We start from the raw sequence: 13,647 nt of genomic DNA, 5'->3' as shown, positions 1-13,647 counted from the left end.
GTATGAGCAGCGAGCAGCAGGAGTGTGATCTGCCCCCCGGGGAGACCGGCCGGGCGAGGTCTGCTGTGTTCGGTCTTTACAAACCGTCCGCCGTCAGGACGAAGAGGATCACCAGGCCCGTCACGGGCCGATTTTCACCGGCCGGGAAAACTGGCCTCACCGCTCATGGAATCCGCAGGCCTGACTCGGCCACGGACGAACCGTCGACGCCGTATTCGCCGCCGTCCTTCTTGGGGATGTTCGATCTTCCCGCGGATGCGTCCGAGAGCGTGAAGGCCGTGGTGCGCGGCCAAGATGTCGCCTGAGACGCACCGGGTGATCCGATGGCGCGCCCGATAGTGGTGGATGCCGGCCCGCTCATCGCCATGGTCAGCCGAAAAGACGATCATCATCAGGCGGTGGTGTCCTGGCTGGAGACCGCGGCCACGCGTGATCTGCTGGTGCCGTCGTTGGTGTTGACCGAGGTATGTCACTACATAGAGAAGTACCTCGGCGGTGAGGCCGAAGCGGCGTTCATCGAAGGACTCATGCGCTCGCCTCAGTTCGCTGTCTACCACCCCATGGACGACGATTTCCGGCGGATGGCCGTGCTGATGCGCCAGTACTCTGATTGGCCGCTCGGCCTGGCCGATGCCGCGGTCGTGGCCACGGCGGAACGGTTGAAGACGGTCGAGGTGGCGACGGTCGACCGTCGGCATTTCGAGCACATCAAGCCGGTGCACGTTTCCCACTTCACGCTTTACCCCGAAGCTGCACGCTGACCTGCGGAAAGAGAGCAAGGGACCTTTGCTGCCACCCAGGCCACCCGGGGTGAGCCAGGTCACCGTTGACCTCCAGCTCGCTGGAGGTTCCAGACTGCTGATCATGAGCGACGACGGCGTCACCTTCATCAATGTCTTCGAGATCCCCGCGGACCGCGTGGACGAGTTCGTCGAGACGTGGCGAGAGCGCGCGAAGCTGATGCGGGACGCGCCCGGTTTCCGCGACACCAATCTCCACCGGGCCCTGCTGCCGGATTCACGCTTCCAGCTCGTCAACGTCACGCACTACGACAGCAAGGAAGCATGGGAGGCGGCCGGGAAGAACCAGGTGTTCCAGGCGTCGACCGAACGTGCCGCGGAGGTCGCGACGCCCAACGCCGCGCTCTACGAAGTGGTCGTCGAGTACCCCTAGCGCGTGGTGACCCGGAGCGAGCGCAGCCCCCGGATCACGAATTCGGGTCGCCGCTCCGGGGTCTCGGCGAGTTCCAGTCCCGGCAGCTTCGCGGCGAGGGAGCTCAGCGCGGCCGCGATCTCCACGCGCGCGAGCGGGGCGCCGACGCAGTAGTGGATGCCCATGCCGAAGCCGAGGTGCGCGTTCGGCGTGCGGCCGATGTCCAGGGTGTCTGGCCGGTCGAAGACCTTCGGGTCCCGTGCGGCGGCGCCGAGGAGCGCGCCGACCTTCTCGCCCTCGGCCACCCGGAACCCGGCGATCTCGACGTCCGCGGTCGCCGTCCGCTCGAAGAGCTGGAGCGGTGCGTCGAAGCGGATCAGCTCCTCGACGCACGGGTCCAGCAGTTCCGGCGAGGCCACCAGTCGCTCCCACTGGTCGCGGTGGGTCAGCAGGGCGTTGACGCCGTTCCCGATGACGTTCACCGTCGCCTCGTGCCCGGCCATCAGAAGCAGGACGGCGGTCGCGACCAGTTCGTCTTCGGTGAGCTCACTGCGCAGGAGATCGCTGACGATGTCGTCGCCGGGGGAGTTCGCGCGGTGCTTCGCGACGCCACGCAGGTAGTCGACGAACTCCGCAGCCGCGGCTTCGGCGGCGTCACGCTTCTCTTCGGCGAGCCCGTATTCGTACATCTTCACGATGTGGTTCGAAAGGGTCACCATGCGCGGGCCGTCCTCGACCGGGACGCCGAGGAGTTCCGCGATGACCGCGACCGGCAGCGGCTGCGCGAGATGCGTCAGCAGGTCGGCCGAGCCGGTTTCGGCGATCTCGGCGGCGAGGCGGGCGACCATGCCGTCGGCCAGTTCGGCGACCATCGGCCGCAGCCGCTGGACGTGCCCCCGACCGAACGCGCCCGCGATCACCCGCCGCAGCCGAGTGTGGGCGGGCGGCTCGTTCTCCAGCAGCGAGTTGCGGTGCAGCAGGTTGAACGAAGCGAACCGCTCCACCGGCAGCGCGTCCTGCCAGATCCGGCCGAGTCCGCGATGCCGCAGGACGGCGGCCGACGCCGCGTGCGACACCGCCACGGCGATGCCGAGGCCGTCGTGGCGGTGGACTTCGCCGCGCTCGCGGAGGTCGGCGAAATACGGGTACGGATTCGCGAGGAAGGCCGGGTCGGCGAGGTCGAACACTCGCCGACTTTAACCCGGCCTCGCCGCGACCGTGTCGCGCCGGGAGCCCACCCCGACGCGGTCACAGACTCATCAATACAGCCACCAGCCCGGGTGGCCGTGGTGGTGATGGAAATAATGATGGTGGTGGTAGTGGCCGAAACAGAGCAGCAGGCAGCGTGCCTCGTCGCTCTTCTCGGCCTGGGGCGCGGCGGCCGAAGCCATGCCCACCGTGGGGCCCGCCACCAGCAGTCCGAGTGCCACGGGCAAGGCCGCCAGCGCGGCCCGACGCTTGGAGTTGCTCATCTTTGATCCCTTCTCGTGGTTCGGCGCGATCAGCGCCAAGATCAAGTATTCGCCGAAATACGGGGAAAGGGCAGGGTCGTCACCCGCGGTTAGATCATCCGAATTGCGGCGGCCTTCCGCTGTCACGTTTCCGTGGTACCCGGATGGCCGCTGAAACCCACCGATCCGGTCGGCCCGGTGGTCTGCCGGGTGTCGTCGCGCTGTCTTCGTCACCAACCCCGGGGGCCTTACGAGACGCGTGCCCTCCCGCGATAGCGTTCCGAACCGAGCTTTGAGGAGGCTGACGTGGGCAAGGGTTCGCGCAAGAAGGGTCCCAAGACGACCTCGGACCGCAAGCCGAAGGTGCGCGACGTCTTCGTCGGCCAGCCCTTCGAGGGGCTCGCGGCGGAGACCGAGCTGATCGCGCTGCGCGAGTTCGTCCCGTCGGCGACGGCGGCGCTCACGCTGGGCTCCGGCGAGAAGGTCACCCTCGGCACGGTGCTGCCGATGGCGGCGGCCGCGTTCGTCCGGTCCGACGGCGAGCGCTACGTCGGGATGCAGGTGCAGACCCGCTCCTCGGACATCAGCCGCGACCTCGGCCGCGCGCTGCAGTGGGTCCTGGACGCCAAGGAGGGTGACGTGCTGTCCGTGCCGGACACCACGACGCCGCCCACCGCCGACGAGAAGGCCCGTCTCCAGGACCTGCTCGACGTGAACGCCGAACTCGACGTCACGCTCTACAACGACTTCGCCTGGTGGCTCCCCGAAGACGCCGACGCGAGCGGCGACGTCGCGCTCTCGCTCGAGCGGGCGAACGCGGCGATCATGCCGACCGAACGCCTCGGCGCAGGCGCGTACTGGGTGCTCGCCGGCGAGAAGGCGCACCTGCGCTGGGTCCGCCCGGAACCGGAGAACCTGCTGCTGCAAGCGCTTGCGCGGCTGTCCGCGGCCGGCGAGCTGAGCCTCGGCGACGGCTCCCGCTACGCCGGTTCGTTCCGCGCGCACGGGCTGCTCGTTCCGGTGTGGGACCTCGACCCCGAGGCCCACGCCCGCGAATGGGCCGACGCGAAGGACCAGCTCGGCGTCCGCCTCGAGGCCGCGCTGAAGTCGCTCGACACCGAGCCGCTCAATGCCGCCGAGCGGCGCTCGCGCGACGGCCTGATCGGCCGCCAGCTCACCATCCGCTGACCTCCTCCCGCGCATTTCGTCCTCCGAATGCGGGTTCCGCATCCAGAGGACGAAATGCGCGAGGATGGGCGAGTGATCCTCCATATCTGCCCCGAGGCCGACTGGGCCGCGGTGCCCGAAGGCGGCGTCTACACCGCCGCGTCGCTCACCTCCGACGGCTTCATCCACTGCTCGGACCCGGGAACGGCGCATATCCCGGCCAACGCCGTGTTCCCCGGCCGCACCGATCTGCTGCTGCTGGAAATCGACCCGGCGCTCGTCGGCGCGCCCGTCGTCTGGGAGGACGGCGACCCGCCGCATCCGGCCGGTCTCCAGTTCCCCCACGTGTACGGGCCGATACCGCGTAACGCCGTGGTGGCCGTCCACGAATTCCCTGTTCAGGGGGACGGTACGTTCAGAATTCCCGGCTCCGTGTCGCGGCGTTGAGCCGGCGCCCCTCGAACTGGTACGCGGCAAGAGACAACCTGTGGGGGCCGTCATGCGTTTCGGGAGAGATGAGCCAGGCGAACCTGGCCGGGTGACACCGGGGGGAGGCGATACGGTGACCGCTGCCGCGACGGTCTTACCGGGGACGGACGTCTGGGGGGCCGGCGAGAGCCGGAGGAGTGACGTGCCGGGTGAACTCATCGACTTCGCCGACTTCGTGAGGACCAGCCTCCCGGGTCTGCTGAGGTACGGCCACGCCCTCACCGGAAACCCGCACGACGCCGCCGACCTGGTCCAGACCGTGCTGGAGAAGATCGGTTCCCGCTGGTCGTACGTCCAGCACAAGACCGGCGACCCGATGGCCTACATCCGCCGTTCGATGGCCAACGCGCATATCAGCCGCTGGCGCCGGACCAAACGCGAGAGCCTGGTCGCCGATCTGCCGGACACCCAGCCGTACAGTCCGGCCGACCCGTTCGAGCACGAACCACTGTGGCAGGCGTTACGAGCGCTGCCGCCGCGGCAACGCGCGGTGATGGTCCTGCGTTACTACGAAGGCCTGTCCGAAGCCGAGATCGCGGATTCGCTCGGGGTCAGCCAGGGCACTGTCAAAAGCCAGGCGAGCAAGGCGATGGCGTCGCTGCGCACGAAGCTCGCCCTGCTCGAGCCCAAGGACGAAGGGAGGGAAGCGGGATGAACATGTCCGACGAGGACGTGCAGCGGAAGCTGCGTGACCTGTTCTCTGATGAGCGGCTGAGCGTGGGATCCACGCTGAATCCCGAGACGATCGTCGCGGGCGCCCGCCGCCGCCGTCGCCGCCGCCAGCTGATGCAGACGACGAGCGGGATGGCCGCCGCGGTGGTGCTGCTGGCCGGCGGGGTCACGATTTTCACGATCCAGGACAAGGACAACGGCGCGGCCTTCCCCGGAGGCGACCAGCTCACCGTGGGGGCGGCCTCGTCGAGCCTCGCGCAGCCTGGGCCGGGGAGTTCCGCGCCGCCGGTTTCCGCCCCGGCGGCGTCGACGCACCCGGCGTCCGTGCCACCGCCGTCGACGGTCCCCGACGGGCCGGTCGAACCGCCGAAGAGCACCACCGTCACGAAGCCGCCGACACCGCGCAAGGTGACCACCGGCGCGCTGCTGTCCCCGGCCGGCTTCGGCAAGCTCCGGCTCGGGATGAGCGAGGAGGAGGCGGAAGCCGCCGCCGGCCCGCTGCGCGCGAAGGATTGGCGGCAAGCCTGCGTCTACGGCTACGTGGAGGGAGCCGCCGTTCCCGGGCCGACTTCGGTGTCGCTGACCGAGGCCGACGGGATCACGGTCATCAACCCCTCCGGTGCGGTGCACACCCCCGAGGGAATCGGGGTCGGTTCGACCGAGGCGGACATCCTCGCCGCCTACCCCGGTGGCACCAAGAACGGCAATGCCTACTTCGCGCCGATCAGTTCGGTGAGCGCGTACCGGATCGCGCTGGGCAACGACGGGTCGGTCCTGGGCATCCTGCTGACCCGGATCGAGCAGAGCTGTCAGTTCAGCTGACGGGACGAAGTAAACCCGGGCTTCTCCAAGGGGGAGAGCCCGGGTTTTCCCGTGGTGGGAGCGTTGGTCAGTGCGTCAGAGCGCGCCGCCCGCGACCGGGGGCATCCCCGAGTCGGCGCCGCCGTCCCCGACGGATTCACGGTGCAGGTGGTTCTCCACCTCGAACAGGTTGCCGTTCGCGCGCTTGACGATGTTGAGCAGCGTGGACATCTGGGAGATCTCCTCGACCTGCTCCTTGAGGAACCACTGCGTGAACTGCTCGCCGATGTAGTCCTCTTCGGCGCGAGCGGCCTTGGCCAGCTGCTGGATGTCGGTCGCGACGTCCTTCTCCTGCTGCAGCGCGAGCTCGATCAGCTCGGTGACGTCGGAGAAGTCGTTGCGCACGTCGCCGGTGCCGGGGATCTCCACGTGGTGGTCGGTGTCCAGCATGTACTGGACGAGCGCCATCGCGTGGTTCCGCTCCTCGACGGACTGCTTGTAGAAATGCTTCGCGAGCTGCGGCAGGTCCTCGGCGTCGAACCAGACCGCCAGCGCGATGTACTGCTGGGAGGCGTTGAACTCGTTGTGGATCTGCGCCTGCAGCAGTTCGTAGAACTTCGAGCGCGGTTGCTTCTTGAGGAGGGCCATGTGTTCGACGATACGCCAAACCCTTATTCGGTTTCCACTTTTATCTGGTGATCTGCCCCCTATTAGGTTAGTATTCCCAATACTAGGTTCACCTCAATTAAGTAAGCCTTCCCTAATCAATGGAAATCGATTAGGGAAGGCTTACTTTATTTCCTGGGTCAGATGCTTTCGCGTCGGATCGGGCAGGACATGCAGCGCGGCCCGCCGCGACCGGAGCCCAGCTCGGAGCCGGTGATGGCCAGTACTTCGATACCGGCTTCGGCCAGGCGCGCGTTGGTTTCCACATTACGTTCGTACCCGACGACGACGCCGGGCGCGAGGGCGAGGGTGTTGTTCCCGTCGTCCCATTGCTCGCGTTCCGCGGTGACCGGATCGAGCCCGGTGTCGATGACGCGGAGCCGGTCGATTCCCATTGCCTCGGCGGCCGCGGTGAGGAATGGGGCCGGGCCTTCCACCTTCACGGAACCGTCGTCGGTCGGCCGCATAGTGAACGCGGTCAGTGAATCGCGGGAAAGCGGATACATGACGACGGCGTCGGCGTCGACCATCGTGCAGACGGTGTCCAGATGCATGGTCGCGCGGGTCTGCTGGATGGGCACGGCGAGCACGGTGTGCGCGATCCCGTCGGCGAAGACCGACCGCGCCAGCGACTCCGCACCCGCCGCGGTCGTCCGCTCGCCGACGCCGATGGCCAGGACACCCGGCGAGAGCAGCATGACGTCACCGCCCTCGATCGGCGCCGAATGCGCGCCGTACGCGCGGGACGCGTGGCGGAACCACGGGTGATAGGCGTAGATGAGGTCCAGTACCGCGGTCTCGCGGACCCTGGCGGGCATGGTCAGCGAGGAGACCGCGACCCGGTCGCCGATCCAGGCCGACGAGTCACGGGTGAACAGCAGGTTGGGCAGCGGATCGACGGCGAAGTCGTTCGGGTGGTTCATCAGCCGGACCAGCGAGGCGCCCTCGGCGGCGGGCAGTTCCTCGAAGGTCATCCCCGCCATCAGGACCTCGGCCAGGGTCGCGGGCGCGACGCTCGACAGATGGGAACGGAGCGAATCGGCAAGGTCGGGCCCGAGCCGCCGCTCGTCGACCGCCGCGTGCACCCCGGCCGCGTGGGCGCGGGTGTCGGCGAGTGCCGTGCGCAGCGCGTCGGCCAGCAGCAGCACCTCGACACCTCGGCCGCGCAGCACCTCGGCGAACGCGTCGTGCTCCTCCTGCGCGCGGTCCACCCAGGGGATGGAATCGAACAGGAGCTGGTCGTTGTTGCGAGGCGTGAGCCTTTTGAGCTCGTTGCCGGGCCTGTGCAGCAGCACCGCACGCAGGGGGCCGACTTCGCTGTCAACTCGGGGTGGAGTCGTCTCGTCAATCACGGCTTCACACTAGCTAGGGAAGCCAGGAAACTCGCCCTTTGAGCAGCGCGTATCCGACGAAGGAAACGAAATCCAGCGCGGTGTGCGCGGCGATCAGCGGCCACAGCCGGTTCGTCTTCTGCCACAGCCTGCCGAACACCAGGCCCATCACGACATTGCCGACGAAACCGCCGAACCCCTGATACAGGTGATATGACCCGCGAAGCACCGAAGACGCGACCAGCGCGGTGTTCTCCCGCCAGCCGAGCTGCCGCAGCCGGGTCAGCAGGTACGCGACGACGAGCACTTCTTCGGCGAACGCGTTCCCGAACGCCGACAACGTCAGCGTGATCGGGCGCCACCACGTCTCGCCCAAAGTGGACGGTTGCACCGACAGGCTGAATCCGAGGCCGTAGGACAGGAAGTACAGCCCCAGCCCCGGAATCCCGATCACCGCGGCGAGCAGCAGCCCGTGGACGACGTCGCGGCCCGGGCGCTGTTTGTCGAGGCCGATCTGGGCGAGCTTCATCCCGCCGCGCCACAGCAGGTACAGCCCGAGCGCGCCCCAGCCGACCAGCTGACCGGCGCTCAGGAGTTGCTTGAGCAGGTCGACCAGGCTCAGCGTCGCCTGGGGAACGTTCAGCTGGGCCTGTTGCTGTGCCAGTGGCACCGGCTGCAGCAGCGAGTCCACAAGGGACAGCAGACTGCGCAGCCCGGACAGGCCGAGGGTGATGCCGAAGACGACGACCAGTTCGATGACGATCGCGCGGCGGCGCGCCGGATCTTCCACGAATTCCGGCAGCGCCGGGCGTTCGGGACGCAGCCAGCTCATCGGCCGCACGCTACCTTGTGGCTGAAGGACGCTTTCATCTCATGTCACGCGGTGAAGGGAGCTTTCACCACGTCGCATGCGGGCATGGTCCCCTTCGGCCCCTGCCCGATGATCGCCGGCGAGCTACCGTCGAGTCATGCCAAGGAGCATCGCGACCAACGAAACCGTCGACCGCGCCGCGCTCGTCGACTTCCTCTCCACCCGTCACCGCGCCATCCTGATGACCACCAAGGCCGACGGCGGCCCCCAGCTCTCCCCGGTGACCTGCGGTGTCGACGCCGAAGGCCGGCTGGTCATCTCCACGTACCCGAAGCGCGCGAAGGTCCTCAACATCCGGCGAGAGCCGAAGGTCTCCGCCTGTGTCCTCTCCGACGAGTGGAACGACCAGTGGGTCCAGCTGAACGGCACCGCCGAGGTGCTCGACCTGCCCGATTCGGTCGAGCCGCTCGTCGACTACTTCCGCGCGATCTCCGGCGAACATCCCGACTGGGACGAGTACCGCGAAGCGATGGTCAAGCAGGGCAAGAGCATCATCCGCGTCACCATCGAGTCGTGGGGCCCGATCGCCAAGGGCGGTTTCCCGGCGGAACTCGCCTAACCCTGCGGGAAGTACGGGCAGCCGACGAGACGGCGGATCTCGCCGCTCAGCTGCTGCGGCCCGTCGACCGGACGCGAGAACGCGAGCCGGACGTCGTGATCGCCTGAGTCGGCCTCGACCCGCAGCCGAAGCCCGTAGCGATCCAGCCCCAGCGGCCGGATCCATCCGCCGCGCAGTTCGGCGGGCACGTGTTTGGCGAGCTGCTGGACGACGTCGGCGTGGTCGGTCTCCAGATGCCGCAGCCAGTCGGCCTCGTAGTCGTGGAACGGATCCGGGGGCGCGGCGCTGAACATGTGCGGCCGGAGCGAATGGGTGCCTTCGGCGTCGGCGAGCACCAGCGACGCCGGAGTCAGCCGCAGCAGCGTCACGCCGTGCCCGACGTCCAGTAGGCGCTCGTCCGGCCGGGTCTCGGCGATGGAGACCGCGCGGGCGCGCGCCGAAACCTCGGAGAGCGGGCGGAGCCAGCCCGTGATCCACAGCAGTCCGCGGATGGGTTCCCGCAGGTCGACCGGCGCCTGATCGGTCAGTTCGACCATCACCGCGAGCTCGCCGCGCTGGGCCTCGTGCGCGCGTTTCACCAGGTGGTGCTCGTCCGGCAGCAGGATGCTGACGCTGCCGCTCGTGTGCACGTGGTGCAGCTCGGGGATGACACGGCCGCACTGTCCTGGCTGGTCACGCTGCTCCGCGGTCGGCATCAGCGTCGCCGGCCCGTTGCGGGTCGCGATCGTCTTCGCGCGTTCGGCGGGGTTCGGCGCCGGCGGGCGGCGGATGGACGTCGGTGTGGTCACGGCTCACCTCCTAGTTAGGTGAGCCTAACCTGATCTGGCCGCCGAGTGGAAGTAGTCTGGATCACGTCCCGCCACATCCCTATAGGTTGACCAGGTGGAAGCCCACGGAATCCGGGTGCTCGAACCACCCGAAGGGATTCCGGCGACGAACATGCCGGTCCTGACACCCCTTCTCGATCGCAACACCGTCACCGCCGGGACGATGACCGTCGCGACGGGACTGCTCGTGGCGCTGGGCGTCGTGCTCGCGGTGTCCGGGGGACACGGGATCGCCGTGCCCTTGGCCCTTCTGGTCTTCATGACACCGTCTTCGGTCTACTTCGGCTACTCCGTCCTTGCCGGATCGTCCTCGATGCGGAAGCTCATCGGCAAGCCGTTCCGCCTGGTGAGCGGGCTGGACGGCGCCGTCCTCGCCGGTTCGCGGGTAAGTGTTCCCCTGGACGGGCGGTGGCTCGTCGTGCGGCTCCCGATCCCGCTCCGGACGCAACTCGCGGCACAGCGACGGCTCTGGGTGCTCGGCCCGTTCGTCATGCTGCCGGGCGTGATCGTCCCGCGCCGTGGAGCGTTCCGCGACGCTCCGGTGAAGGGCTCGGTCCCGTTCGCCTTCGAGCCGGTATCACCGGGCCGGATGCTCGCGACGCAGCGGCGATTGCTTTCGGCGTACTACTTCGTCAGTGTCGCGATCCTGCTCGTCGCGAGCGCGTTCGGCTTCTGGGCGTCGGCGGACTATCCGCTGCGGGACAGCATCGTGGTGAAGTCCTCGGGGTACTTCGGCTACGGCTTCGCGGTGGGCGCCGTCGGGCTCGCGGTCGTCCCCGTGGTGCTGCTCAGGAAGCTGCCCGAGCCGCGATGGACCGAACTCGCCGTCGTGTCCGGCCCGGCGTCGGTCAACTTCTTCGGCATGGTCACCGTGAAGGGCCGGACCGTGTTGCCCGACGGCCGCGAGGTCACCATGCAGGCGGGCGGTTCGGATCAGTCGCTGGCCGCGAACATCGCCGCCACCGGGCGGCTGTGGGTGCTCGGCGTGCCCGCGGCCGGGAAGACGGCGAAGGCCGGAGTGCCCGGTCACGCGGTCTTCGGGCCGGTGAAGTTCGGCCGGTGACGGTCAGCCGAGGGAGCGTCGCGTCGCTTCCTCGGTCTCCACGACACCTCGCCGGATTCCTTCCAGCTGCTCGCTCAGCTCGCCGATGGTCGTCGTGTCGAGCAGCGAATCGCCGGTGGCGGCCGACAATTCGGCCGCCCTGGCGACCAGTCCGTCGAGGCCGAGCGCGCCGGATCGCAGCTGTGCCAGCAGTTTCCGCTGCGCGCTCGACAGCCGCGCGTGCACGTCCTCCTGTGCCTGCACGGCTTCGAGCGACTGGATCAGGTCGCCGCGGATGTCGTCGTCGGCGGTCTTGAGGTCCTTCCGCAGCCGCGCTTTCTCGGCGGACACCGCACCGAGATCCACTCGTGCCAGCGCTTTTCCGGTGGCGGACGTGCGGGCGGCCAAGCGCCGGAGGGTGTCGACGGTTTCCCGCACCACCGGCTCCATGTCGGCCACCCGATCGGCGAGCGGTCCGGTGTCGAGCGAAGCGGAAATCGACCGGAAACCGTCGGCCGCGGCTTCCGCGCGCCGCAGCCAATCCGCTTCCGGGGAACCGGGCTCGACGTCGGGGAGTGGCCGTTCTTCGGGCTCTGGCAAGGGTTTCGGCCGCGTGGCGGCGGCGACGCCTGCCCGGGCGGCCAGCACGGTCACGCCGACGCCGAGCGCGGCGAGCACCGGTAGCTGCACCGCCCAGGCCGCACCCGCCGACGTCGCCGCGAGGAGCAGTCCCCACGGTTCGGCTAGCTCACGGACGAAGCGCATATCCGAGGATCTCAGAAATTCGAGATCACGGCGGTGAAGACCTGGTCGATCGAGTCCGGTTTGGACGAGTCGTACCCGACGCCCTGGGTGGCCTCGGCGATCTCCTTGAGGATGCCCAAATCCGCGTCGGAGCCGTAGGCGATGGTGAACATCCGCACCGCCTCACCGCCACCCTCCGTCCGCAACCGGCCGACGAGATTCGGCAGATCGATCCCGCCCGGATCCTCGTTCCGGCCGTCGGTGAGCACGACGACGGCGTTGATCGCGTCGGGATCCAGCCGCTGCTTCATGAATTCGTAGGCCGCGAGCGAAGAATCGTAAAGCCCCGTCCCGTTTTGCGGGGTCAACCCGTTCAGCCGCGACGCCAGCTCCTGCCTGCCCGGCTCGCCGCCGATCGGCGACACCGGCCGCAGCTCGACGTAATCCTTGTCGCCGTCCATTTTCGTCGAGAACATCCACAGCCCGACCTTGTCCGCGTCGCTGAACTGCGGCAGCGACGCCACGGCCGCCTGTTTCGCGAGATCCATCTTGTTCTTCCCGGTCCCGTCGACGCCGTCGCCCATCGATCCGGAGACGTCGACGACCAGCAGCACGTTCGCCTTCTTCCGCAGGTCCTTCCACGACTTCAGCACCTCGGTCAGCACCGGAGGGCTCGGCGGGCGGATGAGGTTGAGCTTCGAATCCGGCTCGGCACCGTTCTCCTTCGTGGTCTGCGAGCCGGGTTTGCCGTCGAACGTGCGGAAACCGATGTCGCTGAACTTCTGCTGCGCTTCGGCGCCGCGCAGATGCGCGAGGAAGTCCGCCGCGACCTGCTTGCGGAGGTCGTCGGCCCAGTTCAGCACGGTGAACGGGTGGTCGGAGTTGAGCGTGCCGTCGCTCGGGTAGATCCCGACGAGTGGCACCTTCGGCGGCGCGTGCTGCCCGCGTTTCGCCGGATCGTTGGTGGGATTGCCCTGGTTGTAGCCGACGAGCGAGTTCTCCTCGACCGTGACCGCCGAGATGTACGACAGCGCGGCGCCGCGGTCGTCGGCCTTCTGCAGGTTCGTCAGGAACGTCAGCGTGTTGTCGCCGTAGTGGACGATGGCCTGCTCGACGTTCCGCACGAACGTCTGGGCCTCCGGCTTCGCGAGGGCGTTCGCGGTGAGATCCGAAGAGGTGCCCGTCGCCGCGTAGTAGGCGCCGATGGTGGCGTTGAGGCCGGACGTCGAGATGTTCGGATTCGTCTTGCCCAGCCGGAACTTCCCCCACTCCGGGTGGCCGTACTTCGCCCAGCCCTGCGGATCCGTGGCCAGCGCGGCGAGATCCTTCCAGCCGATGCCCTTCCCGGGCCAGCCGAGCGCCTCGGCCATCGGTTTCGGCATCGCGACGACCAGCGGCGCGTTCGCGACCGATTCCGGGTCGCCCTCGGGAACCAGCGCGGGATGATCGGAGCCGGTGAGGTTCTGGCGCAACAGGTTCACCCAGCCGGACGCGGCGGGCGTCCAGACGTCCGGGCGCGGGCCGTCCACCGCCTCGTTCCAGCCGCGGGACAGCGCCTGCATCGCGGTACCGGACGATTTCGAATGCACGAGCACGTCGACGCAGCGTCCGGCCACCGTGCGGCCGCTGTAGCCCTTGGCGATTTCGGCGACCACGCCCGCCTTCTCCGGCGACGACGACACCTGAAGCTTGACGGCGTCACCGGTGGTGCACTTCGCCTCCACGGCCTCTTCACCCGAATCGCTCGTGATCGCGCGCAAACCGATGATCAACCCGATCGCGACCACCGCCGCGGCCGCGAATGCCAGGACCTTGCGGCCGCCGCGGGACTGCCCTGGATTCACGACCATGGAGAACCTCCCGGTGAGAAACACC

17 protein-coding genes are annotated in these 13,647 nt (G+C 68.4%); 9 read left to right on the top strand and 8 right to left on the bottom strand.

Going from position 1 to position 13,647, the window contains the following annotated elements; all coding sequences use genetic code 11:
• Positions 1-2 precede the first annotated feature (2 nt).
• The 3 genes from BLW75_RS23490 (at position 3) to BLW75_RS23480 (ending at position 1,173) form a co-directional block, all read left to right on the top strand.
• On the top strand, positions 3-305 hold the full coding sequence (locus BLW75_RS23490; protein ID WP_034309588.1) for a hypothetical protein: 303 nt from the start codon (positions 3-5) through the stop codon (positions 303-305).
• Positions 306-323: 18 nt separating this feature from the next.
• The gene (locus tag BLW75_RS23485; protein WP_034309590.1) at positions 324-761 is read left to right on the top strand and encodes a type II toxin-antitoxin system VapC family toxin; all 438 of its coding nucleotides are present in this window, start codon (positions 324-326) and stop codon (positions 759-761) included.
• Positions 762-864: 103 nt separating this feature from the next.
• Positions 865-1,173, top strand: a complete 309-nt coding sequence (locus tag BLW75_RS23480) for an antibiotic biosynthesis monooxygenase family protein (protein WP_034309593.1) — start codon at positions 865-867, stop codon at positions 1,171-1,173.
• Here the strand turns inward: BLW75_RS23480 and BLW75_RS23475 are convergent.
• Both BLW75_RS23475 and BLW75_RS23470 read right to left on the bottom strand, forming a co-directional pair.
• Positions 1,170-2,339 (bottom strand): cytochrome P450, encoded by a 1,170-nt coding sequence (locus BLW75_RS23475; RefSeq protein WP_034309597.1) that lies wholly within the window; start codon positions 2,337-2,339, stop codon positions 1,170-1,172. The genes BLW75_RS23480 and BLW75_RS23475 overlap by 4 nt on opposite strands.
• Positions 2,340-2,411: 72 nt before the next feature.
• Positions 2,412-2,624, bottom strand: a complete 213-nt coding sequence (locus BLW75_RS23470; RefSeq protein WP_034309894.1) for a hypothetical protein — start codon at positions 2,622-2,624, stop codon at positions 2,412-2,414.
• 285 nt (positions 2,625-2,909) lie between these two features.
• On the opposite strand from BLW75_RS23470, the gene BLW75_RS23465 reads away from it, so the two are divergent.
• The 4 genes from BLW75_RS23465 (at position 2,910) to BLW75_RS23450 (ending at position 5,753) form a co-directional block, all read left to right on the top strand.
• Entirely contained in the window at positions 2,910-3,791 is an 882-nt protein-coding gene (locus BLW75_RS23465; RefSeq protein WP_034309600.1) for a DUF5926 family protein, read from the top strand.
• Between the two features lie 72 nt (positions 3,792-3,863).
• Positions 3,864-4,217, top strand: a complete 354-nt coding sequence (locus BLW75_RS23460; protein ID WP_034309602.1) for a DUF952 domain-containing protein — start codon at positions 3,864-3,866, stop codon at positions 4,215-4,217.
• A gap of 184 nt (positions 4,218-4,401) precedes the next feature.
• Positions 4,402-4,914, top strand: a complete 513-nt coding sequence (locus tag BLW75_RS23455; protein ID WP_034309605.1) for a SigE family RNA polymerase sigma factor — start codon at positions 4,402-4,404, stop codon at positions 4,912-4,914.
• Complete coding sequence (locus BLW75_RS23450) at positions 4,911-5,753, top strand: superantigen-like protein SSL4 (RefSeq protein WP_034309608.1); 843 nt, start codon at positions 4,911-4,913, stop codon at positions 5,751-5,753. The genes BLW75_RS23455 and BLW75_RS23450 overlap by 4 nt, the downstream gene beginning before the upstream one ends.
• Before the next feature lie 75 nt (positions 5,754-5,828).
• Here BLW75_RS23450 and BLW75_RS23445 read toward each other — a convergent pair whose 3' ends face one another.
• The 3 genes from BLW75_RS23445 to BLW75_RS23435 form a co-directional block, all read right to left on the bottom strand.
• On the bottom strand, positions 5,829-6,380 hold the full coding sequence (locus tag BLW75_RS23445; protein ID WP_034309611.1) for a ferritin: 552 nt from the start codon (positions 6,378-6,380) through the stop codon (positions 5,829-5,831).
• 158 nt (positions 6,381-6,538) lie between these two features.
• Positions 6,539-7,750, bottom strand: a complete 1,212-nt coding sequence (locus tag BLW75_RS23440) for an arginine deiminase (protein ID WP_091598184.1) — start codon at positions 7,748-7,750, stop codon at positions 6,539-6,541.
• Positions 7,751-7,763: 13 nt separating this feature from the next.
• Positions 7,764-8,561, bottom strand: a complete 798-nt coding sequence (locus BLW75_RS23435; RefSeq protein WP_034309615.1) for a CPBP family intramembrane glutamic endopeptidase — start codon at positions 8,559-8,561, stop codon at positions 7,764-7,766.
• 136 nt (positions 8,562-8,697) lie between these two features.
• Here BLW75_RS23435 and BLW75_RS23430 point away from each other — a divergent pair, with 136 nt between their 5' ends.
• Positions 8,698-9,159: a PPOX class F420-dependent oxidoreductase gene (locus BLW75_RS23430; RefSeq protein WP_034309617.1), complete on the top strand. Its 462-nt coding sequence runs from the start codon at positions 8,698-8,700 to the stop codon at positions 9,157-9,159.
• On the opposite strand, the gene BLW75_RS23425 is transcribed toward BLW75_RS23430, so the two are convergent.
• Complete coding sequence (locus tag BLW75_RS23425) at positions 9,156-9,947, bottom strand: DUF2470 domain-containing protein (protein WP_034309619.1); 792 nt, start codon at positions 9,945-9,947, stop codon at positions 9,156-9,158. The genes BLW75_RS23430 and BLW75_RS23425 overlap by 4 nt on opposite strands.
• Before the next feature lie 94 nt (positions 9,948-10,041).
• Between BLW75_RS23425 and BLW75_RS23420 the strand changes: the two genes are divergently transcribed.
• Entirely contained in the window at positions 10,042-11,049 is a 1,008-nt protein-coding gene (locus BLW75_RS23420) for a hypothetical protein (protein ID WP_034309622.1), read from the top strand.
• Positions 11,050-11,052: 3 nt separating this feature from the next.
• On the opposite strand, the gene BLW75_RS23415 is transcribed toward BLW75_RS23420, so the two are convergent.
• Together BLW75_RS23415 and BLW75_RS23410 are read right to left on the bottom strand one after the other, a co-directional pair.
• A complete protein-coding gene (locus BLW75_RS23415; protein ID WP_034309624.1) occupies positions 11,053-11,793 on the bottom strand; it encodes a hypothetical protein in 741 nt (246 codons plus the stop codon).
• Positions 11,794-11,804: 11 nt separating this feature from the next.
• Entirely contained in the window at positions 11,805-13,622 is a 1,818-nt protein-coding gene (locus BLW75_RS23410) for a substrate-binding and VWA domain-containing protein (RefSeq protein WP_034309626.1), read from the bottom strand.
• Positions 13,623-13,647: the final 25 nt, after the last annotated feature.

Origin of the sequence: Amycolatopsis lurida (assembly GCF_900105055.1) — a bacterium.
Lineage (GTDB): Bacteria > Actinomycetota > Actinomycetes > Mycobacteriales > Pseudonocardiaceae > Amycolatopsis > Amycolatopsis lurida.
Note: the sequence above shows the minus strand (reverse complement) of the source record. Positions and strands in the feature narration are given on the sequence as shown.

Coding starts and splice junctions, on each gene's coding strand:
- BLW75_RS23470 (WP_034309894.1), bottom strand. CDS start 2,624: ATGAGCAACTCCAAGCGTCGGGCCGCGCTGGCGGCCTTGCCCGTGGCA.
- BLW75_RS23410 (WP_034309626.1), bottom strand. CDS start 13,622: ATGGTCGTGAATCCAGGGCAGTCCCGCGGCGGCCGCAAGGTCCTGGCA.
- BLW75_RS23490 (WP_034309588.1), top strand. CDS start 3: ATGAGCAGCGAGCAGCAGGAGTGTGATCTGCCCCCCGGGGAGACCGGC.
- BLW75_RS23430 (WP_034309617.1), top strand. CDS start 8,698: ATGCCAAGGAGCATCGCGACCAACGAAACCGTCGACCGCGCCGCGCTC.
- BLW75_RS23435 (WP_034309615.1), bottom strand. CDS start 8,561: ATGAGCTGGCTGCGTCCCGAACGCCCGGCGCTGCCGGAATTCGTGGAA.
- BLW75_RS23445 (WP_034309611.1), bottom strand. CDS start 6,380: ATGGCCCTCCTCAAGAAGCAACCGCGCTCGAAGTTCTACGAACTGCTG.
- BLW75_RS23480 (WP_034309593.1), top strand. CDS start 865: ATGAGCGACGACGGCGTCACCTTCATCAATGTCTTCGAGATCCCCGCG.
- BLW75_RS23415 (WP_034309624.1), bottom strand. CDS start 11,793: ATGCGCTTCGTCCGTGAGCTAGCCGAACCGTGGGGACTGCTCCTCGCG.
- BLW75_RS23450 (WP_034309608.1), top strand. CDS start 4,911: ATGAACATGTCCGACGAGGACGTGCAGCGGAAGCTGCGTGACCTGTTC.
- BLW75_RS23485 (WP_034309590.1), top strand. CDS start 324: ATGGCGCGCCCGATAGTGGTGGATGCCGGCCCGCTCATCGCCATGGTC.